Source organism: Erythrobacter sp. RANMB8 (assembly GCF_056848235.1).
In genome coordinates, this window is record NZ_JBREHG010000001.1 from 639,210 (window position 1) to 660,841 (window position 21,632).

Sequence of the window (21,632 nt, forward strand, 5' to 3'; positions counted from 1 at the left end):
GCAAAGCTCCCTAGTTGCTCACACAGACGCCGTTGGCATCCCGCGTTTCACATTCCTTCCCGCTCGCCACATCGGAGAACAGGCTTTCGTTGTTGGTGCCGACCAGCGGATCGAAGGGAACCAGCAGGCGGTCTTCGGCGGTCAGCAGCGAGACCACTTCGCGCGGCATCGTCATCACGACATTGCCGACGATGGTGGTGACGCAGTCCGCACCGCTGCCGATCACGCAGCCGTTGATGCGCGAGGCATCGAGCAGCGTGTCGCCATCGACCGAAATCACCGCATCGCCCAGCAGCGCCGCTGCCAGCCCGTCGGAACCGTTGATGCTGCCGAACAGCGCGAAGGCATTGGTCGCCTGCACCGCCCCGCCATTGCTGGGCTGCGCACCCGGATCGAGCCGCAGCACCGGCACCGCCGTATTGCCGCCAGCCAGCACCACGCCGCGGAAGGTGTTGCCGCCGGTGCGCGGTGCGGTGTTCTGGAACAGCGCCGATCCGCCGTAGGTGACCGTGAGGTTGCCCGCGGTGAGATAGACCGGATTGGCGATGGTGGCAGTGCGCGGATCGTAGAGGATCGAGTTCGGGTTCGAGACAAAGTTGCGCACCAGATTGGCAATCGAAAGAGGGCCGGTGTCGGTGTTCAGCGTGCTGGTGCCGAACACGATGGCATCGCCGCGCAGTTCGAGCGCGTTGGTGCCAAGGTTCACATTCGCCAGATTGATGTCCGAGAAGATCCGCGAAGCCCGACCGGTTCCGGTTGCCGTCCCGCCAAAGCGGAAGCTGCGGCCCGTGCCTGCCGTGCCGGTGATATTGCCGGTGATCGTGATCCCGCCGGTGGTGGCAATCGAAACGGTGTTGCGGCCGGTGTTCGCCCCGAAGGTCACGCCCGCCATGTTCACCGCGCCGGTGCCGGCGTTGATCAGCAGGCTGTCGGCATTGATCCGCCCGATTTCGGTATCGGTCAACTGGAACGTGCCCGTGCCCGTGCCAAGGCCGATGGTGCCGTTGATGAACGAGGTCAGGACGACATTGCGTGCCGCGACCGTGCCCGATGCGAGTTCGAGATTGCCGGCCTCGATATCGATGTTGCCGGTGCCCGCCGCGAGCGACTGCGTGGTGACAAGGCCGCTGGCATCGACAGTGATGTTGGCAGCCTGCGCCGTCCCGCCGAAGGTCACCGTGGTGCCCCGCGTCGTGCCGCCGACCACCAGATTGCCGCCTGCGGTGATCGCGCCGGTGGCAATGCTGCCGGCGGTGTCGATGGTGATGCCCTGCGAGGCGGTCATCGCCCCGTGGGTCACCGCGCCGCCCGCCGTGCTGTCCACATCGATCGCACCGCCCGCGTTGTTCGCACGGGTCGCGCTGACCGCGCCGGTGGTGATCGCGCCGCTCGCCCGCAGCACCACATCGCCGCCGGTCGCCGCGATGGCGTTGCTGCCGGTGGTGATCGAGGCACCGTTGGCCACAACCGACCCGCCGCGAGCGGTGACCGATCCGGTCGCAATCGCGCCCGCCGTATCCAGCGTGATGCCGAGATCGGCCAGCAGCGCGCCAAGGTTGAGCGCGCCAGCGCCCGTCCCGGTTCCGGTGCTGTCGATATCGATGGTGCCGCCTGCCATGCCCACGCGGGTCGCGGTGATCGCGCCGGTGGTGATGTTGCCGACCGACAGCAGGCGGACATTGCCGCCCGTTGCCGCCAGCACACCCGCTGCAATCGTGCGGGCATCGACATCGATGGTGCCATTGGTCGCGGTCATGTTCTGGCCGGTAAAGGCACCTGCCGCATCGATCGTGATGTTGCGCGCCGAGGCATTGCCGGTGAAGGTGACGTTGTTCGGCTCGCGCACCGCACCCACCACCAGATCGCCCGTGGCGGTGATCATGCCGGTGGTGATGTTGCCGGTGGTGTCGAGCGTGATGCCCGCACCCGAACCCAGCGTGCCGAGGTTGAGCGCGCCGCCCACGGTGCTGTCGACATCGATCGCGCCTGTCGCGGTGATCGACTGGGTGGTCACCCCGCCATTCGCCAGCAGGGTCGCGCCGCCGCCGGTCGCCGAAAGCGCCAGCGCGTTGATCGTGCCAGCGTCGATATCGATCACGCCGCCGGTCGAGGTGAGGTTCTGGCCGCTGAAGGCGCCGGTCGCGTCAACCGTGATGCTGAGCGCCCGCGCATTGCCGCCGAAGGTCACGGTCGAAGGCTTGCGCACGCTGCCAACCACCAGAGCGCCGCCAGCGGTGATCGCCGCCGTGGTGATGCTGCCGGTGGTGTCGAGCGTGATGCCCTGCCCGGCGTTCAGCGTGCCAAGGCGCAGCGCGCCGCCGCCGGTGCTGTCGACATCGATCAGCCCGCTCGCGGTGATCGAGGTGGTGTCGACCGAGGTGCGCGCCTCGATTTCGACATTGCCGCTGGTCGCTTCGAGATCGAGCGCCGCAATCGCCCCGCGCGACAGCAGGCGGATGCTCCGCGCCACCGCGTCGCCGGTGAAGGTGATCAGCGCAGGGGTGCGCGCCACGCCGACCGTCAGCGCACCGCCCGAAGTCGTCATCCCGGCAGTCACCTCGCCCAGCGTGTCGAGCGAGATGTTGCCACCCGCCGTCAGCGTGCCGAGGTCGAGATTGCCGCTGTTGGTGCTGTCGACATCGATCAGGCCGGTCGCCGCAATCGAATCGGTGTTGACGAAGGTGGTCGTCAGCAGAACCACATCGCCGCCGGTCGCCGCGATGTTGTCCGCCTGGATCGAACGGGCGCCGATGTCGATCGTGCCATTGGTCGAAGCAAGGTTCAGCGCTTCGAGCGCGCCGGTGGTGTCGATGGTTATGCTGCGCGCCGTCACATCGTCGAGGAAAGTCACCGCATTCGGCGCACGGGTCTGGCCGACCAGCAGCGCGCCATCGGCGGTGATCCCGGCCGTGGTGATGCTGCCGGTGGTGTCGAGCGCAATCGCCGCACCGGCATCCAGCGTGCCGAGGTTCAGCGCGCCGGTATTGGTGCTGTCGACATCGATGAAGCCTGCCGAGGTGATCGACGCGGTGGTCACGCCATCGCGCGCCAGCAGCGTCACATCGCCGCCCACGGTGGTGAGCGCGTCTGCGGTGATCGAACGGGCATCAATATCGATCGATCCGCCGGTCGTGGTCAGATCGAGCGCGGTAAGGGCGAGGTTCGCATCCACCGTGATGCTGCGCGCAGTTGCGTTGCCGGTGAAGTTGACCGTGCCCGGTTCGCGCAGCGCGCCGACCACCAGATCGCCCACGGCGGTAATCATGCCGGTGGTGATGCTGCCCGTCGTATCGAGCGTGATGTTCGCACCCGAATCCAGCGTGCCGAGGTCCAGCGCGCCGCCATTGGTGCTGTCGACATCGATGCCGCCGGTGGCGAAGATCGAAGAGGTCGTAACGAAATCGCGCGCCAGGAGGGTTGCCCCGCCGCCGGTCGCCGAAACCGCGCCAGCCGTGATTGAGCGGGCGTCGAGATCGATCACGCCACCCGTCGAAGTCAGGCCCAGCGCAGTGAGCGCGCCCAGCGCGTCCAGCGTGATGCTCTCCGCCGTCACGTCGCCGGTGAAGGTCACCGCACCCGGAACCAGCGTCTGGCCGACTGTCAGCGCACCGCCAGCCGTGATCATGCCGGTGGTGATCGCACCGATCGTGTCGAGCGCAATCGTCCCGCCAGCATCGAGCGTGCCGAGGTTCAGCCCGCCGGCATTGGTGGCTTCGACATCGATATTGCCGGTCGACGAGATCGAGCTCGTCTGGACCCGGTTGGCCCCCAGCAGCAGCGCATCGCCGCCATTGGCATCGACATTGCCCGCAATGATCACACGGGCATTGAGGTCGATCACGCCATTGGTCGAGGTCAGATCAAGCGCATTGAAGTTGCCCAGCGCGTCCAGCGTGATGCTCTCCGCAGTCACATCGCCGGTGAAGGTCACCGCGCCCGGCGTGAGCAGCTGGCCGACGAACAGCCCGCCGCCAGCGGTAATGCCCGCCGTGGTGATGCTGCCTGCGGTATCGAGCGTGATGCCCTGCACCGCATCGAGCGTGCCAAGGTCGAGTGCGCCGCCCGCCGTGCTTTCGACGATGATGCCTTCTGCCGAGGTGATCTCGACCGTGGTGATCCCGCCGGTCGCCACCAGGCTGACCGCGCCGCCGTTCGACTCCACCGCCAGCGCGTTGATCGAGCCTGCGTTGACATCGATCAGGCCGCCGGTCGACACCAGATCGAGCGCGGTGAGCGCGCCATTGGTGCCGATGCCGATATCCAGCGCGCTGACATTGCCGGTGAAGTTCACCTGCGAGGGCCGCAGCGTGCCGCCGACCAGCAGGCTGCCACCAGCCGTCACGGCCGCCGCGCCAATGCTGCCGGTGGTGTCGAGCGTGATGCCCGCGCCCGCATCGAGCTGGCCCAGGTTCAGCGCGCCGCCATTGGTGCTTTCGACTGCAATCGCATCGCCCGCCGCAATCGAGGCCGTGGTGATCCCGCCGAGCGCGGTCAGATCGACGCTGCCGTTGACCGCCGTCAGCGCCTGCGTGGCAATGCTGGCGGCATTGAGCGTCAGGTTGTCCTGCGCGGTGATCGTCCCGCTCGACAGCGCGCCGCCTGCGGTGATCGCGACGTTGCTGCCGGTCTGCGTTTCGGCAGCAAAGCTGAGGGTCGAGGCGCCCGCGGCGCCGCTGAACGAGGGCAGGTTGGCATCGCTGCCAAGGCCGGTCGTCAGGACGTTGCCGGTGGTGACGCTGCCGGTTGCGGTGATGATCGCATCATCGCCCACAGTGATCGCGCCCGCGGTGAAGTTGCCGCCCGCAACGGCCAGCAGATCCTCGCCCGCGACGAGTTCTCCGGTGGTGATGTTCTGACCGGCGTGGAGCCCGATGGTGCCCGCCGTCGAACTGCCCGCCAGCGAGGTCGCCACCAGTCCGGCGGTGATCGCATTGGCGGCGCTGACGAGGATGTTGCCATCATTGGTGCGCAGGTTGCCCGCCACCACATTCGCGCCCGCACCGCTGGCCGAAAGGCTCAGCGTCGCGCCGGCATTGCGCACCGCGACATTGCCGACTGTCAGGCTGCCGCCGGTTGCCGCAATGTTGAGCGACTGGTTGGTCAGGATATCGCCGGTGGTGATCGCGCCGACGCCCAGCAGGGCGATCAGATCGGCTTCGAGATCGCCGGTGGTGATCGTGCCGCCGACATCGATATCGATCGCGCCGGTGCGTGCCAGAATATCCTGCGCAACCAGTGCGCCGAGCGAATCGATGGTGACCGATCCGGCATCGATATTGCCGGTGAAGGTGACACTCAGCGGTTCGCGCGTGGCGCCGACGCTCAAGGCGCCGCCAGCGGTCACGCCGCCCGCAGTGATCCGCCCGAGTGTATTGAGGGTGACGTTGCCGTCAGCCGCAAGCCCGCCGAGGTTGAGGTCCCCGCCCCCCGTGCTGGTGACGGTGATCGATTGCACCGGCCCGCCGTTCGAGGTCGCGCTGATCCCGCCGGTGGTGATGGCCCCGCCGGATTCGACGATAACCGATCCGCCGGTCGCAGACAGATTGCCCGCCGTGGTGCCGGTTGCCGAGCGGACCGTGACAGCCCCGTTGGTGGCGCCGACATTCCCCGCAGTGAGACCGCCGTTGATGGAACGCAGCGCAGCGTTGCCATTGGTGGCCACAACGTTGCCCGTGGTCATGTTGCCCAGGCTGAGCAGGTTGACCAGCGTGCCCTGGGTCAGGCCCGTGATCGCGATCACATCGGGAATCCGCCCGTTTATCGCGACCCGTCCGCCGCTGGAAACGAGGCTGCCAAAGGTGGCGCGGCCGGTGTTGGACGCATCGAAGAAGATATCGCCGGGCGCGCTGACATCGCCGGCGGTCACATTGCCGCCGCTGGTAATGTCGATTCTGCCGACCGTGGCAGCCAGATCCTGCGCAACGACCCCGGTGCGTCCGGAAATGGCGATATTCGCCGCGCTGACATCACCGGTAAGCGTGACGGATTCCGGGTCATCCGCGGTAAAATCGAAGTTCAGGACGCCGATTGCGAGGTTGCCGCCCGCGGTGATCGAACCGGCGGTCACGCGGCCCAGCGTCTGGATATTGACCCCGCCGCCGGCATCGAGATCGCCGAGCGTGATCGTGCCGCTGTTGCTGCTGGTTGCGGCGATATTGCCGGTCGCGGTCAGCCCGCCGGTTGCCACGCCGTTGGTGCCGGCAAGGGTGATATTCCCGCCCGTGGCCGAGAAGTCGTCGCCGTCAATCGCGTCGGCGGTGACCGACAGATCGCCCGCCGTGGTGACAAGATTGGCCACACGGGCCTCGCCGCTCACGTCGATGTCGATCGCGCTGCCGGTGATCGTGCCGGTGGCGCGCAGGGTGCTGCCGTCTTCCAGATCGATATCGACAAAGCCGGTGCTGGTCATGTCGCCGCCAATCGAGGCGAGCACCGGCGAATCCCCGCCAGCGATCAGGCGGATGCCGGTATCGGTCGCGACCGCAGTGTTGGCGTTGACCAGAGCGTTCACCTGAAGCACGGCGTCGGTGACGCCGGCGGCAGTGAACATGGCAAAATCGACATTGTTGCCGGTCACGCTGCCGTTGATCGTCTGCCCGCGTGCCACGGTGGTGCCTGCGTTGACCACATAGGTCAGCGGGCTGCCCGGCGTGAAGCTGACATCGACATCGGCGGCGGTGACAAAGCTGACATGGCCCGTGCCTGCATCGAAGCTGGCATTAAGGGTCAGCTGCTCGGAGACGAACATCAGCGACCCGTCGGTCACGAAGGAAACGTTGGCCGAGTTGGTGCGGACCGCGTTGCCGAGACCGCCCGAAAAATTGAGCACGCCCGAGCCATTGCCCGCAAGGTTGGTGCCCTCATAGAAATCGAACAGATCGGCATCGCTGACATCGAGTGTCGAGGCGAAGAACGACGCGCTGTTCACGGTCGCGCCGTCACCGAACAGGATGCCGTTCTGGTTGATCAGCCACAGGTTCACATCCTGCGCGTTGATGTTCCCTCGGATGGTGGACGGATTGCCGCCGATCACGCGGTTCACCAGCGTCGCAGTCGGTTCAACCGTGCCGTTGGTGATGTTGACCGTGGTGTTGACCGGAACGTTGAAGCGCGTCCAGTTGGCCACCACCACCCGGCTCAGCACGGTCATGTCGGTGGTGTTCGCATCGACATCGACGACGTTCAGCTGGCCGGGGTTCCCGCCGCTGTCGATCGCATCGACCAGATCGCCCGAACGCACCAGCTGGGCATGGGCCACCCCCGGCACAGCGAAGGCTGCGGCCATGGCGGTGGAGAGCAACATGCTCGAGCGGATTTTCCGGTTCGCAATTGCCATCTCGAATTCTCCTGTCGCCTGAGGGGCTTAACGGAACAGTGCCGGGAAGCGGGTGGTGAGCGTGAAGAGCACGCGCTCAGGCGGTTTTTCCGCATCGAAAGCCAGCGCCTTGTCGAGCGGCTTGGCATAGGCGACCTCGACATTGAGCCCGCTGCCCATGGCGAAGCGCAGACCCCCGCCGACCGATGCCAGCGTGCGTTCGGGCGAGGGGGTGTTGGGATCGAGGTTTTCGAGCTTGATGATGTCGTAGAAGCCGAAAGCCTGCAGCCGGTTCTTCATGTCGTCGAACAGCGTCACCGCCGGTTCGATCGTAGCGCCCAGCGCACGGTCGCCGCTGTTCGCGCCCGGATCATAGCCGCGCCCGATGCTGAGGTTGCCGATCGAATATTCGTCGAAGTTCAGCAGCGGATCATCGGTCCACTGGCCTTCCACCCGCGTGCGCAGATCGAAGGTTTCGTTGAAATAGAAGGTCGCATCCATCCCGCCGCGCACCACCAGCGCGGAGGCATCGCCGAACGGGCGCGAGGCGGAGACGCCATCGGTCTGGGCAAAGCCGAAAGGCCCGCCGAATTTGGTCGCCCCGAAGGCGCTGAGGCCCTGCCGCACTTCGGTGAAGGCGGAATAGGTCAGCCAGGTCGACCGGTCGAGCCGCGTCTTGCGGCCCTGCGTCTCTGCGCGCAGATACAGCGTGCGCAGCGAATCGCTGCTGAGATTGGTGACGCCGACCGAATTATCCTGATCGATGTAATCGAACCCGAACGAAAGGTTGGTCGATTTCAGCGGCGTGCGCACCAGCGGATAGGTGAGCGCGATGTTCGCCAGCAGCGTATCGGTTTCCAGCGGCAGGTTCTGGATCGTCGGCTTGGCCCACGCCATGGTGACCTGCCCGCCAAGCCGCAGCCCGCTCGACCCCAGACCGAATTCGTGGCCGGCCTGCAGGATCGTCTGCTCTTCGAAATCGACCGTGGTCTGGCCGCCGATGAAGGTGCGGTCTGCCAGCCCGGTCAGCCCGTGGATGTCGATCCGCGCAAAGCCGGTTTCGCGCCCGATGCTGCGGGCGTTGTAGTTGCGGGCGTTGAAGAAGGCGGCGTAGCGTTCGAAATCGACCGACAGGTTGCCGACCACCAGACCCGGCGCCTCGCCCGAAGGCGCCAGCGCCAGCCGGACGCTGAGGCCGGGGATATCATTGGCGTTGAGCAGAATCCGCTCGGCATCACGCTCGTTCAGGGGATCGAGCGCCTGCAACGGCTCCAGCACATCGGCGAGCGCATTGCGATAAGGCCCGGCATCGCCGTTGACGCGGATTTCCGAAATGCGCGCCGATACGACATCCAGCCGCAGCGTGCCCGCCAGATCCTGCTGCGGCACCTGGATGCTGGCGATCCAGCCATCCTGACGCAGCGCCTGGTTGGCGGCATCGCGCACATCGCAGACCACGCTGATCGGTTGCAGGCCCTGCGGCGCGGTGACCCCTGCGAGGGACGCCGCCAGCTTTTCATCGAGCGGACCGCCGCGGGCATTGCCGAACTGGACGCTGTTGATCGTGACCTTGAGCTCGCTGCCCTCGAACGGACAGGGTGCCTTCATCCCGCCATCGCGTTCGACGCGCATGTTCTTTTCACGCGCATCACGCTCGGTCTCGGGGAGACGCAGGTCGTTGGCCGATTGCCCGTTCGATTGCGCCAGCGCCGGGGCAGCCGTGGCAATCGCGCACAGCGAAACGAACGCACCGATGTGGGCTGTAGCAAACTTCATTCAGCTTCCCCCCGGAACTGCTTATGGACTGCCAGCCGCGCAGGAATGGCGCACTGATCAGGTCGTAAATAATTATTAAGGGGCAATACGCGAGTCAACGTGGCCGCGTAAAAATAAAACGCTGGACTAACCTGTGGCGATGTGACGCCGATCAGACTCGCTGGCGCCGGATAACAAAATGTCGCGCCAGCGCCTCGCCGTCCGTCGCGGGATCGACCATGCAGCGGCAGTCATCCGCCACCAGCCGCCGGTAAAGCCGCGTAAACACGGCGGCATACCAATGGAACAGGCTGTCGGGCGGCAGCACCGGATCGAGCGCCTTGCTGCGATCGATCGTGAAGGCCCATGCGCCCTGCGGGGTAAAGCGGCCCGCGCCGATGAAGGTCCATGCGTGCTTGCCGATCGCAGCCATCAGCAGCGGCGCGGCGAGCCCTGCCGGCAGGTGCCGCAGCAGCCACACGGCAGCCGCGGGAATGCGGTTGGCGATGATGTAATCGGCCGTCCTCGCCCCCGCTTCGCGCGCGATCACAAAGCTCCCCATCGGATCGTGCAGCGCCAGCCAGCGGTGCAGCCGAAGGACCTCGATCTCGGGGATCATGTGATCGCCGGTCGGCAACGCCGCGATCTGCGCATCGGCAAGGATCGCCTGGGTTTCGGCATGGCCCAGCCGGTCCTCCATCACCGCCACGGCCTGCAGCACCGCATTGGGACCGATCAGCGCCGGATGACGCCGACCGGGGACCAGCCGCGCCTCAATCGACATTGATCCGGTCCCGGCGGCGCTGCTCGCCGCGTTCCTTCATCTGCTCGCGCACCGCCTCGCGCCGGGCCTGTGCCTGCGCGGCCTTGTCGGCATTGGTCTCCCAGTCGGTCGCGGCATCGGCAGCGGCGAGGCGGCTTTCGTCGAAGTGCCAGTCGAGCTGCTTCTTGGTCTGCGGGCCCCAGTAGCCCGCCTTGCCGAGATCGTAGAAGGTCCGCTTGAAACCCGCCCTCAGGAACGCCCACAGGCAGCCGAGCAGATAGCGCCGCCGGAACCCCGTGCCGCGCCAGGGATAATGGAACAGCGCCTTCCTCATGTAGAAGCGCCGGTAATTCTTCATCACCCCGTCGAGCAGCTCCCCGCGTTCCATCGCGGCGGGCTTCATGATCGGGGTGACGAAATTGTATTTCGAGAAGTCGTGGACCTCGACCTTGTCCTTCAGCTCCTCGAACAGGGGGGTGAAGGGCCAGGGGGTGTACATCGCCCAGTTGGCGAGATCGGGCTGCCAGTCCCACGCCATCTGGTAGGTTTCCTCCAGCGTCTCGGCCGTCTCGTTGTCCAGCCCGACGATGAACTGCGCCTCGGTGAAGATGTCCGCCTCGCGCAGCAGCCGGATCGCTTCCTTGTTCTCCTCGACCTTGGTTTCCTTGTTGAACCGGTCGAGCTTCATCTGCGCCGCCGCCTCGGTGCCGAGGCTGACATGGACGAGGCCCGCCTTGCGGTAGAAGGGCAGCAGGTCGCGGTCGCGGTAGATATCGGTGACGCGGGTGTTGATCCCCCACTTCACCTTGTCGGGCAGACCGCGATCAATCAGCTCCTGACAGAATTTGACGAAGGTCTTGCGGTTGATGCTCGGCTCCTCGTCGGCGAGGATGAAGAAGCCGACGCCGTGTTTCTCGTGCAGCTCCTCGATTTCGTCGACCACGTGCCTAGGATCGCGCACGCGGTAGTCGCGCCAGAACTTCCACTGCGAACAGAAGGAACAGGTGAAGGGGCAGCCGCGCGCGAGGTTGGGGATCGCGACGCGGGTGCCGAGGGGGATGTAGGTGTACTGGCTCCAGTCGAGCACATCCCAGTCGGGCCTGATCGAGGCCATGTCCTTGATCGTGGGCGCGGCCTCGGTGGCGATCACCTGCTCGCCCTCGCGGAAGGCAAGGCCCTTGATTGTGCGCGCGTCGGCGGGCCAGCGGCCTTCCTTGATCGCCGTGAAGAGTTCGACCGCGATCTCCTCCCCCTCGCCGCGCACGATCACATCGATATGCGGTGCCTCGGCCAGCACCTGCTGGTACATGAAGGTCGCATGGATCCCGCCCAGCACCCGCACCGCCTGCGGCACATGCAGCGCGGCGATTTCCAGCACACGTTCGGCGGCGTAGATCGAGGGAGTGATGGCGGTGGTGCCGACCACATCGGGCTGAAGCGCGGTCATGCGCTGGCGCAGCTCGTCGTCCGACAGCCCCTCGGTCATCGCGTCGATGAAGGTGATGTCGTCGAACCCGGCGCGCTTCAGCGGGCCCGACAGGTAGGCGACCCATGCGGGCGGCCATGTTCCGGCAATCTCGGCCCCGCCGGAACGGTAATTGGGATGAACGAACAGAATGCGCATGGGCCGACTCCCCCCTCTGGATGCTGCCAAGGTGAGGGAGATGCGGCGCGGGGGCTTTGCGCTGGATCAAATGTCTTCCGCCCCTTCCCCTCGGGGAAGGGGTTGGGGATGGGGGTTCGACATCCGATAGGGCAGAGCCCCCACCCCCAGCCCCTCCCCTAGGGGAGGGGAGAATCAGCCCTTCGCCGCGTGTTCGGCCCGTGCAATCTCGTGCAGCCAGTCGGCGTGGCGCGGGGCCTTTTTGGTCTGGCTCCACTCCTCCAGCATCACCGGGGCGACGCGGGCGAGTTCTTCGTATTGCTCCGCCGTGCCGATATCCGCGGCGAGTTCCACGCGGTGGCCGTTGGGATCGAAGAAGTAGATCGACTTGAAGATGCCGTGATGCGTCGGGCCGAGCACGTCGATGCCCTGCCCCTCGATATGCGCCTTGGCCGCCAGCAGCGCCTCTTCCGACGGCACCTTCAGCGCCAGGTGCTGCACCCAGGCGGGCGTGTTCGGGTCCTTGCCCATCTCGGGCTGGTTCGGCAGCTCGAAGAAGGCGAGGATGTTGCCGTTCCCCGCGTCGAGGAAGATGTGCATGTAGGGATCATACTCGCCGGTGGAGGGCACGTGATCCTCGGCAAAGGCGGTGGTGTAGGTCATGCCCAGCACGCGGGCGTACCATTCCACGGTCTCCTTCGCGTCCTTGCAGCGATAGGCGGCGTGGTGAATGCCGGCGAGGGTTACGGGGTGGGTCATGCTCTCATTCCTCTCCTCTCGTCATTGCGAGGAGCCGAAGGCGACGTGGCAATCCATGGCTTGAAGGTGCCTCTTGCCGCGAGGCCTGTCCATGGATTGGTTGCCTTCAGCCAGCTTCGCTTCCGCCTCCGCTCGCAATGACGAAGTCAATTACTCCGCCGGTTCCTCGACATTGAGCACGCCGCGGATGATCTGGTCGCGCTCCATGCTTTCGAACAGGGCTTTGAAGTTGCCCTCGCCGAAGCCCTCGTCGCCCTTGCGCTGGATGAATTCGAAGAACACCGGCCCGACCTGCGCCTGCGCGAAGATCTGGAGCAGCAGGCGGGGCGAGCCGCCTTCGGTGGTGCCGTCGAGCAGGATGCCGCGCATTTTGAGCGCATCGACATCCTCGCCATGGCCGGGCAGGCGTTCGGCGAGCATCTCGTAATAGGTGGCAGGCGGCGCGGTCATGAAGGGGACGCCGAGTGTTTGCAGGCGGTCCCAGCAGGCCACCAGATCATCGCAGATGAGGGCAATGTGCTGGATGCCCTCGCCGTTGAAGGCGCGCAGGAACTCCTCGATCTGGCCCTTCCCGCCCTCGCCCTCTTCATTGAGCGGGATGCGGATCTTGCCGTCGGGCGCGGTCAGCGCCTTGGAGGTGAGCCCGGTGTATTCGCCCTTGATGTCGAAGAAGCGGATCTCGCGGAAGTTGAACAGGGTCTCGTAATAGTCGGCCCAATACTTCATCCGCCCGCCATAAACGTTGTGGGTGAGGTGATCGATGGTATGGAAGCCCGCGCCGACGGGGCGGCGCTCGACACCCGGCAGGTATTCGAAATCGATGTCGTAGATGGTGAGGCCGTTACCGCCAGCCGCGCCCTCGTAGCGGTCGACCAGATAGAGGATCGCCCCGCCGATGCCGCGGATCGCGGGGATGCGGAGTTCCATCACCCCGGTCTGCACGGCGACCGGCTCTGCCCCCTTCGCGATGAGGTGGTCATAGGCCTTGGCCGCATCGCGGACCCGGAACGCCATGCCGCAGGCCGAGGGGCCATGCTCGCGGGCGAAATACCACGCAGGCGAGCGCGGCTCGTAATTGGCGATCAGGTTGATGCCGCCCTGCCGCCACAGGTGCACGTCCTTCGAGCGGTGCTGCGCGACGCGGGTGAAGCCCATCGCTTCGAACACCGGTTCGAGCACGCCCTTCTCCGGCGCGCAGAACTCGACGAATTCGAACCCGTCGAGCCCGGCGGGGTTGTCGAACAGGTCTTTGGCCCCTTGCGGCATGGTCGGTGCGTTCATGGGCGATCCCCTCTTCGGATAGATAGTTTCAATTGAAACCATCTATCCGAAAGCGGCGATTCGCGCAAGGTCAGGCGATTTTGCCCCAAGTCCGCCCGCGATCATCCTGCGTCAGGGCAAGCCGCTTGCCGAAAGGCTCGCCGCTCTCGAAGGCTGCGGCGGTTGCGGGGTCCGCAAGGTCGGCATTGCCCACCACCCGCTCGCCCGCGTCGCTGCGGCCGATGAAGATCGCCTCTGCGCCCTTGGGGCCGCGGTTGATGGTGTAGGTCTCCACCGTCGCGGCATCCACCGGCCCCTTCGCCAGCGGCACCTTGTCGGTCGCCTTGGGGAGCACGGCGAAGCGGTCATTGGCGCTCCAGTCCGCCGGCTCGGTCGAATAGATGCCGGTCGCATATTTGCTCATCCAGCCGCCATTCGCGCCCACCAGCGCGAAGCTGCCCCGGTCGCCGCGCACCCGCTGCACCGCTTCGGCGATGGCGTGGGCCGAATAGTTGTTCCCCGCCCCGCCGAAGAACGGCAAGCCCCCCGTCAGCGTCAGGCCCCTCGGGTCGTCCACCGCCAGCCCGAAATGGTCGCACTGGTTGAACACGGGGATCGCGAAGCACGAATAGAAATCGAGATAGGCCATTTCGGCCATCCCCTTCCCTGCCAGCGCCAGCGCCGCATCGACCGATGCCAGCGAGGCCGGATTGCCCGCAAGGTCGGGCCGCTGCGAGAGCTTCAATTCGGTCGCGGCGGTGACGGCGTGGATGTGCACCCACTTGTCCTCGGGAACGCCCAGCGCCCGCGCCAGCCCGGCGCTGGCGACGATCACCGCCGCCGCCTGATTCACCTGATCGCGGGCGACCGTCATGCGCGGATAGGGCTCGGCAACGATGCGGTTGCGGTCGGTGACGGTGGCTAGCTCCTCTGCGCTGCGCTCCACCGGAGCGGCGGAGTGCGGGTTCGCCGCTGCGACGCGTGTGAACGGAGCGAACAGCTTGCCGATTTCATGCCGGTATTCCTCCAGCCCCATGCCCAGCTTGTGCCGCCGTGCATTCTCGGCGAGGGCATAGAGCGGGATCGCCCCGCTCGCGCCGTGCATGAACAGCACCGGCTCCAGCAGTTCTTCGACCCCGAAGCCCTGATCCTCGAAGTCGCCGCCGATTTCTTCCGACCAGTCGGGAATCTCGCCCTTGGCAGAGAGCGCCAGCACGGTCGAGATCGCTTCGGAGCCGACGATCACCGCGCATTGGCTTGTCCCAGCAGCGATGGCCGAGGCGAACTCGCCCACGAGCTGCTGGTTGGTCTGCCCGCCCGTCGTCGTCAGGATCGCCCGCGCCGGATTGGCGCCGACCCGCCTGGCAATCGCACGCGGCACATTGTCCGCAGCCCCGAAGGGCGGCTTCCTGTCTGGCCGCGACATTTCGAAGGCGCGGATCGCAGCGAGAGTGTCGATGGCCTCCGCCACCGACCCCGTGGCCCCGCTGTCGGCAATCGCCGCACCCAGCGCCCGTCCGGCCAGATCCATGTAGGAGAGGGCTTCGTAGCCCGGCTCGCCCACCCTCTCCGAATACTGGCCGACCCCGATGATGACCGGGGTGTTGTCAGCAACCTTAGTCGACAAAGTTGTCGACCCGCTCGACGATGATCGCCGGGGCCATGCCGCCCGCCGCGCACATCGTGACGAGGCCATAGCGGCCTCCGCGACGCTCCAGCTCATCGACGATGGTGCCGATCAGGATCGATCCCGTCGCGCCGATCGGGTGGCCCAAGGCAATCGAGCCGCCATTGACGTTGACCTTGTCCCAATCGAGATCGAGATCGCGCACGAACTTGGCGGCGACCACGGCGAAAGCCTCGTTGATTTCGTAGAGGTCGATGTCGTCCTTGGTGAGGCCCGCCTTGGCCAGCACCTTCTTCGCCGCCGGGACCGGCGCGTTGAGCATCAGCGTCGGATCATCGCCCATGTTGCAGGTGGCGACGATGCGGGCGCGGGGCTTCAACCCGTGCTTCTGGGCATAGTCCTTCGACGCGATCAGCACCGCCGCCGCGCCATCGACCACACCGGACGAATTGCCCGCGTGGTGGAAATGCTTGATGTCGAGATCGGGATATTTCTGGTTGATCAGCTTGCGGAAGGTGGTGCCCGCCTCGTCGAGCGGCACATCGGCGATCTTGGGGAAGGCCGGTTCCAGCTTCGCAAGGTCTTCGCGGGTGGTCTGCGGGCGCGGATATTCCTCGCGGTCGAGGATCACATTGCCCTCGTCATCCACCACCGGCACCACCGACTTGGCAAAGCGCCCTTCGGCGATCGCCTCGGCGGCGCGCTGCTGCGAGCGGTAGCCGACCTCGTCCAGCTCCTCGCGGGTGAAGCCCTCCATGCTGGCAATCGCATCGCCGCAGATGCCCTGGTGCGATTGCGGGTGCACCTTCTGAAGCCGCTGGTTGTAGCTGCCCATCATCGGCGGCTTGATCCCGGCGCGCATCTTTTCCTGGCCCATCGCGGCGGTGAGGCTCATCATCTCGGTCCCGCCCGCGACGACGCAATCCTCCATCCCGCTCATCACCTGTGCGGCGGCGAGCGCGACGCTGGTGATCCCGCCGCCGCAGAAGCGATCAAGCGTGGTGCCGGACGAGGTGATGTCATAGCCCGCATCGAGCGCCGCCATGCGGCCCATGTCGCCCGCCTGCATCCCGTCCTGCGTGCTGACCGACCAGATCACGTCATCGACCGTCGCGGTGTCGAGATTGTTGCGGTCCTTGATTGCCTTGAGGACAGTCGCGGCGAGATGCTGCGGATGGCACGCGGCCAGCGCGCCCTTGCCCTGCTTGCCGATCCCGCGCGGGGTGCGCACTGCGTCGATGATATATGCCTCGGCCATGATGTTCCTCTCCCGATGTAGCGAAAATGCGGTTGACGGTCACGTAAACCCACTGCACCACTCGCACAAGAATTGCGTTTCGAAACGCAATGCCAAATTCGATAGGAGAGAGAAGCGTGAGCGACACCACCGCACCCGAAGTGCTGACCGAAGTGGAGGACGGCGTCCTCATCGTCACCATCAACCGCCCCGAAGCCAAGAACGCGATGACCCGCGCTGCGGCCGAAGGGATTGCCGCAGCGATGGACCGGCTCGACAGTGACGACAGCCTGCGCGTCGGCATCCTGACCGGCGCGGGCGGCACCTTCTGTTCGGGGATGGATCTGAAGGGCTTCCTGCGCGGCGAGCGGCCGACCGTGGATGGTCGCGGGTTCGGCGGCGTGGTCGAAGCTCCGCCGCAGAAGCCGCTGATCGCGGCGGTGGAAGGCTATGCGCTGGCAGGCGGGCTGGAGCTGATGATCGCCTGCGATCTCGTGGTCGCCAACGCGGGTGCGAAGTTCGGCATTCCCGAAGTGAAGCGCGGCCTTGTCGCGGCCGCCGGGGGCGTGATGATGCTGCCCGACCAGATTCCGCAGCGCGTGGCGATGGAACTGGCGCTGACCGGCGATTTCATCGATGCGGCGCGGGCGTTCCAGCTTGGCCTCATCAACGAAGTGACCGAAGGCAGCGCGATCGATGCCGCCAAGGCGCTGGCCGCGCGCATCGCCGCCAACGGCCCGCTGGCGGTGAAGGTGTCGAAGCAGATCATCAAGCAGTCGCGCGGCTGGGCGATGGACGAACGCTATGCCAAGCAGGGCGAGCTGATCGCGCCGGTGTTCGTCAGCCACGACGCCCGCGAAGGCGCGGCGGCCTTCGCCGAAAAGCGCAAGCCCAACTGGACGGGCAAGTAAGTTACCAAAAGGGGTTCGGGAAGGGGCGCTAGACCCCGTCCAGGTCGCTCTAGACCCCTTCTAGACCCCTTTCAGGCCCGTTTCAGGCGCAGATTGTGCAATGTTTCACGTGAAACATTGGCGCTGTGCCGGACGGGCCGGACATGACCGAGACCTTCAGGGAGAGAGACAAATGCCTGTCATCGATGTGCCGCAACCGGCCTTCATGGAAGAGGAAGAAATCGCCATCTTCGCCGACGCGGTCGGCAAGTTCTACGCCCAGCACGCGCCGCAAAAGCGGGTCGAGAAGTGGCGCGAGGACGGCATGGTCGAACGCGAATTCTGGCGCGAAGCCGGGGCAGCAGGCCTGCTCGGCGTGTCGGTGCCGACCGAATATGGCGGCCACGGCGGCGACTTCCGCCACGATATGGTGGTGATCTCCAAGCAGGGCGAATACGGCGTCGACGGCTTCGGCGCCTCGCTCCACAACACCATCATCCTGCCCTACCTCGTGCGTCACGGCACCGAGGAGCAGAAGCAGAAATATCTCCCCCGCCTCGTTTCGGGCGATCTCGTCAGCGCGATCGCAATGAGCGAGCCTGACGCGGGCAGCGACCTTCAGTCGATCAAGACCACCGCGCTGAAGGACGGCAACGGCTACCGGCTCAACGGGTCCAAGACCTGGATTTCGAACGGCCAGCTGGCGGACTTCATCATCGTCGTCGCCAAGACCGATCCGGCCGAAGGGGCCAAGGGCATCTCGCTGCTGCTGCTCGAAACCGAAGGCGCGGAAGGCTTCACCCGTGGCCGCAAGCTCGACAAGATCGGGCTGGATGCGCAGGACACCTCGGAGCTGTTCTTCGACAACGTCTTCATTCCGGCCGACAATCTGCTCGGCGGGGTCGAGGGGCGCGGGTTCTACCAGCTGATGGGCGAGCTGCCGCAGGAACGTCTGGTGATCGCCATGGGCGCGATTGCCGGGATCGAGAAGGCGCTCGATGTGACGGTCGAATACGTCAAGAACCGCAAGGCCTTCGGCAAGACGATCTGGGATTTCCAGAACACCCAGTTCACCCTCGCCGACCTCAAGGCGCGCGGCACCGCAGCCCGCGTGTTCGTGAATGACTGCATCGCCAAGCTGCTCGAAGGCAAGCTGGATGTGGCGACCGCGAGCATGGCGAAATACTGGGTGACCGAGCTGCAAAGCGAAGTGGTCGACAAGTGCCTGCAATTCCACGGCGGGGCGGGCTACATCAATGATTACGCCATCGCCCGGATGTATCGCGACACCCGCATCGCCCGCATCTACGGCGGATCGAACGAGATCATGAAGATGCTGATCGCGCGTTCTATGTGAGCGTGCCCGCCTGCGCGGGCACGTCCTCGGTGCTGATCCGGGGCTGCGCCCCGGGCACCTGCGGGCGGGCAGTCGCCCTTGCGGTCGCTGGCACGACCGTTTGGTGTGGATGATCGAGGTTTGAGAAGGCGGCTCGGCAACGGGTCGCCTTTTTCGTTGGCCCACACCTGACCCCAAATTGTAGCGCAGTAACGACGCCAAAGGTGTCGCAAGCGCGACCGCGCGCCCGCAGGTGCTCAAGTCCGCAGGACTTGAAACGCACCGAGGACGAAGGCGCGGAGGCGCCTTCGCAAAACAAAAAAGAAAGGGCGGCCCCGTTTCCAGGACCGCCCTTCCTCTCCCGCTCCGTTGGCCGGAGCTAACTGTTGCTTACGCGATCAGAACTTGGCGCGCAGCGTCACGCCGTACTGGCGCGGCGGCAGGGTGAAGGCCGAACGCGAGTTGGCCGCACCCGAACCGCGCAGCGTGGTGTTGATGGTCACCCCGCGCACCACTTCGTCGGTGAGGTTGTTGACCCAGCCTTCGATCGCATAGGCGCCGTTGGCAAAGCGCAGACCTGCACGCAGGTTCACGAAGGCCTTGCCGTCCTGAATGTCGGCGATGATCGGCGGCGCTGCGTCCACCGCTGCCTGCACCTGCGCCTGGGTCGAGCCTGCTGCCACGGTCGGCAGGATCACCGCCTGGGTCGAGGTGCGCTGGTCACCTTCCAGACGGACCTGACCCGCGAGGAAGAACTCGGTCGAATCGTTGATCGGCCGCTCCCACATCGCACCGGCCAGCGCGACGACCTGCGGCGCGTTGGTCAGATCATTGCCGCACAGCGCCACCACCTGCACCGAGGTCTGCGTCCCGGCGCAATCCTCCGGATAGTCGGCCTTCAGGAAGGTCGCGGCGAGGTTGAAGGTCAGCCCGTCGGTCGGACGGATGACGCTTTCGATTTCGACACCGCGGGTTTCTGCAATCGGCACGTTGAAGGTGGCGAAGGCCGTGCCGGTGAATTCGAGCACCTGGAAGTTGGTGAACTTCTCGTAGAATGCCGCGATATTCATCGTCAGCGCGCCGTTCGGGGTCTGGCCCTTCACGCCGAGTTCGTAGGCATCGACCTCTTCCGACAGGAAGGACGGATCGGCCCCGTCCACCGCAGCGGTGGTATCAAGGTTGATCCCGCCCGCCTTGTAGCCGTGGGTGAAGCTGGCGTAGCTGCTGACAAACGGGCTGAATTCATAGCCGAGCTTGACGGTGTAGATCAGCTCCTCGTCGTTGAAGTCCGTCTGGAAGGTGCGGACCAGCGGCAGGACAGCCGACTGTGGCAGGTTGGCCGGAGCGGTGAAGCCGAAGCAGCCGATCCCGATGAACGGTGCCACCAGCGCCGGATTGGCATTACCGATTGCGCCCAGCGCATTGAGCGTGGCCGGGCAGATCTGGTTGTTGATCGCGGTCTGGGTGAAGCCGCCCGACTTGTCTTCCCACGAGTAGCGGGCGCCGACCGTCAGTTCGAGCCCGTCGGTGATTTCCAGCGAGTTGTGCGTGAAGATCGCGTAGCTCTTGGCATCCTGCTGGAAGCGGTTTGTGTTGCTGGTGCCCGCCGGATTGAGGCCGGTAAACACAGTCAGCGGAGCCGGGCCGACAAGACCGCCAAGCAGCGCACCGAAGTTGCGGTTGTAGTCCGTGCCCAGCGAGAAGCTGACCGACTGGTCGATCTGCTCGTCGGAATAGAACCCGCCGACCATGTAGTTCAGCTTGCCGCCCATGGTTTCGCCCTGAAGGCGCAGTTCGGCAGTCCAGTTGTCGATTTCGAGGTTCAGCGCCGGCACGTTGAAGATGTCGAGCGCGGTGAAATCGGAATCGTAGTTCTCGAAGCTCTGATACTTGCGGTACGAACCGATGAAGATCAGGTCGGCATTGTCCGAAACCGGGAATTCAAGCTCGCCGGTCACGCCGTAATTGTCGATATCGGCGATCGGGGCGAAGTTGGCGGACACCGTGCGGTTGTCCATCGCCCGTTCGAAGGTGGCCTGGTCGTTGCGGTTGGTGGCGACCACCGGCTGGCCGTTGCCGCCGTTGGCGCCCGCGCCGACAGCCGCGTAAACGCCGTTCGTCACCAGCGGCGACTGGTAGAGCTCGATCGCGCCGCAGCAGCTCGACTGGCTCTTCGAATAGTCGGCGATGATGCGGCCGCGCAGCCCGCTGTCGGTGTCCCAGCCAAGCTGGGCGCGCACCAGCCACTGGTCGACGGTGTTGGTCTCGCCGATCTTGGCACCCGTGCGGTCAACCACATCGAGGAAGCCGTCACGTTCGCGGTAGGCACCGGTGACGCGCAGTGCCAGCGTGTCCTGCACCAGCGGCACGTTGACCGCACCCTGCAGGCTGACTTCGTTGAAATTGCCGTATTCGGCGTTCACGAAGCCGCCGAACTCGGTGACATCGGGCCGGACATTGGTGATGTTGAGCGCGCCGGCCGAGGTGTTGCGGCCGAACAGCGTGCCCTGCGGACCGCGCAGCACTTCGACCCGCTCGACATCGACGAATTCGGACAGGGCGACACCCGGACGGGCCTGATAGGCGCCGTCAATGAAGATGCCGACCGCGCTTTCGAAGCCGATGTTGTTCGAGGTCGTCCCGATGCCGCGCACGCGCAGCACCACCGAGCCCGAAGCGAGCTGCGCCTGGCTGGCGGTGAAGGAGGGGGCCAGCGCGGCGATCTGCTGGATGTTGACCACGCGCTGGGCTTCAAGCTGCTGGGGAGCAATCGCGGTCACCGCCAGCGGAATGTCCTGCACGTCCTGCGCGCGGCGGGTTGCGGTCACGATGATGACATTGTCCGCATTGCGTGCGGCGGGTGCGTCGTCATCCTGATCCTGGGCAAAGGCGGGGGCAGTCAGTGCGCTGCAGGCCATCAGGCCGCAGGCGAAAGTTGCGAACTTGCGCTTCATGGTTTCCCTCTCTCCACATGCCAGCCGGTCTTTGTGCCGGTCTTGGCGTTGCGGCGGCGAAGGTATCAGCCTTGCGCCACCTAACAAGAGTCACAGGGAAGTTCTCGAAGACAGTAGCATAAATGCAACATAT

At 65.6% G+C, this 21,632-nt stretch carries 11 protein-coding genes; 2 read left to right on the top strand and 9 right to left on the bottom strand.

Features of this window, described 5'->3' with window-relative positions:
- Positions 1 to 10: 10 nt before the first annotated feature.
- The 8 genes from ACU0AG_RS02890 to ACU0AG_RS02925 form a co-directional block, all read right to left on the bottom strand.
- Positions 11 to 7,303 (bottom strand): two-partner secretion domain-containing protein, encoded by a 7,293-nt coding sequence (locus ACU0AG_RS02890; protein ID WP_482780752.1) that lies wholly within the window; start codon positions 7,301 to 7,303, stop codon positions 11 to 13.
- A gap of 60 nt (positions 7,304 to 7,363) precedes the next feature.
- Positions 7,364 to 9,091, bottom strand: coding sequence for a ShlB/FhaC/HecB family hemolysin secretion/activation protein (locus tag ACU0AG_RS02895; protein WP_482780753.1), 1,728 nt, complete (start codon positions 9,089 to 9,091; stop codon positions 7,364 to 7,366).
- A 151-nt stretch (positions 9,092 to 9,242) separates the two neighbouring features.
- Positions 9,243 to 9,854 (bottom strand): bacteriochlorophyll 4-vinyl reductase, encoded by a 612-nt coding sequence (bchJ, locus tag ACU0AG_RS02900; protein ID WP_482780754.1) that lies wholly within the window; start codon positions 9,852 to 9,854, stop codon positions 9,243 to 9,245.
- Entirely contained in the window at positions 9,844 to 11,457 is a 1,614-nt protein-coding gene (gene bchE / locus ACU0AG_RS02905; RefSeq protein ID WP_482780755.1) for a magnesium-protoporphyrin IX monomethyl ester anaerobic oxidative cyclase, read from the bottom strand. Before bchE ends, bchJ begins: the two co-directional genes overlap by 11 nt.
- A 174-nt stretch (positions 11,458 to 11,631) precedes the next feature.
- Positions 11,632 to 12,195, bottom strand: coding sequence for a VOC family protein (locus tag ACU0AG_RS02910; protein WP_482780756.1), 564 nt, complete (start codon positions 12,193 to 12,195; stop codon positions 11,632 to 11,634).
- Positions 12,196 to 12,345: 150 nt separating this feature from the next.
- A complete protein-coding gene (gene hppD / locus ACU0AG_RS02915; RefSeq protein WP_482780790.1) occupies positions 12,346 to 13,461 on the bottom strand; it encodes a 4-hydroxyphenylpyruvate dioxygenase in 1,116 nt (371 codons plus the stop codon).
- Positions 13,462 to 13,546: 85 nt separating this feature from the next.
- Positions 13,547 to 15,082, bottom strand: a complete 1,536-nt coding sequence (locus tag ACU0AG_RS02920; protein ID WP_482780757.1) for an acetyl-CoA acetyltransferase — start codon at positions 15,080 to 15,082, stop codon at positions 13,547 to 13,549.
- Positions 15,072 to 16,340: an acetyl-CoA C-acetyltransferase gene (locus tag ACU0AG_RS02925; RefSeq protein WP_482780758.1), complete on the bottom strand. Its 1,269-nt coding sequence runs from the start codon at positions 16,338 to 16,340 to the stop codon at positions 15,072 to 15,074. Before ACU0AG_RS02925 ends, ACU0AG_RS02920 begins: the two co-directional genes overlap by 11 nt.
- 89 nt (positions 16,341 to 16,429) lie before the next feature.
- On the opposite strand from ACU0AG_RS02925, the gene ACU0AG_RS02930 reads away from it, so the two are divergent.
- Both ACU0AG_RS02930 and ACU0AG_RS02935 read left to right on the top strand, forming a co-directional pair.
- Positions 16,430 to 17,230, top strand: a complete 801-nt coding sequence (locus ACU0AG_RS02930; protein ID WP_482780759.1) for a crotonase/enoyl-CoA hydratase family protein — start codon at positions 16,430 to 16,432, stop codon at positions 17,228 to 17,230.
- Between the two features lie 172 nt (positions 17,231 to 17,402).
- Positions 17,403 to 18,566, top strand: a complete 1,164-nt coding sequence (locus ACU0AG_RS02935; protein ID WP_482780760.1) for an acyl-CoA dehydrogenase family protein — start codon at positions 17,403 to 17,405, stop codon at positions 18,564 to 18,566.
- Between the two features lie 377 nt (positions 18,567 to 18,943).
- On the opposite strand, the gene ACU0AG_RS02940 is transcribed toward ACU0AG_RS02935, so the two are convergent.
- Positions 18,944 to 21,499 (bottom strand): TonB-dependent receptor, encoded by a 2,556-nt coding sequence (locus tag ACU0AG_RS02940; RefSeq protein ID WP_482780761.1) that lies wholly within the window; start codon positions 21,497 to 21,499, stop codon positions 18,944 to 18,946.
- Between the last annotated feature and the right edge of the window lie 133 nt (positions 21,500 to 21,632).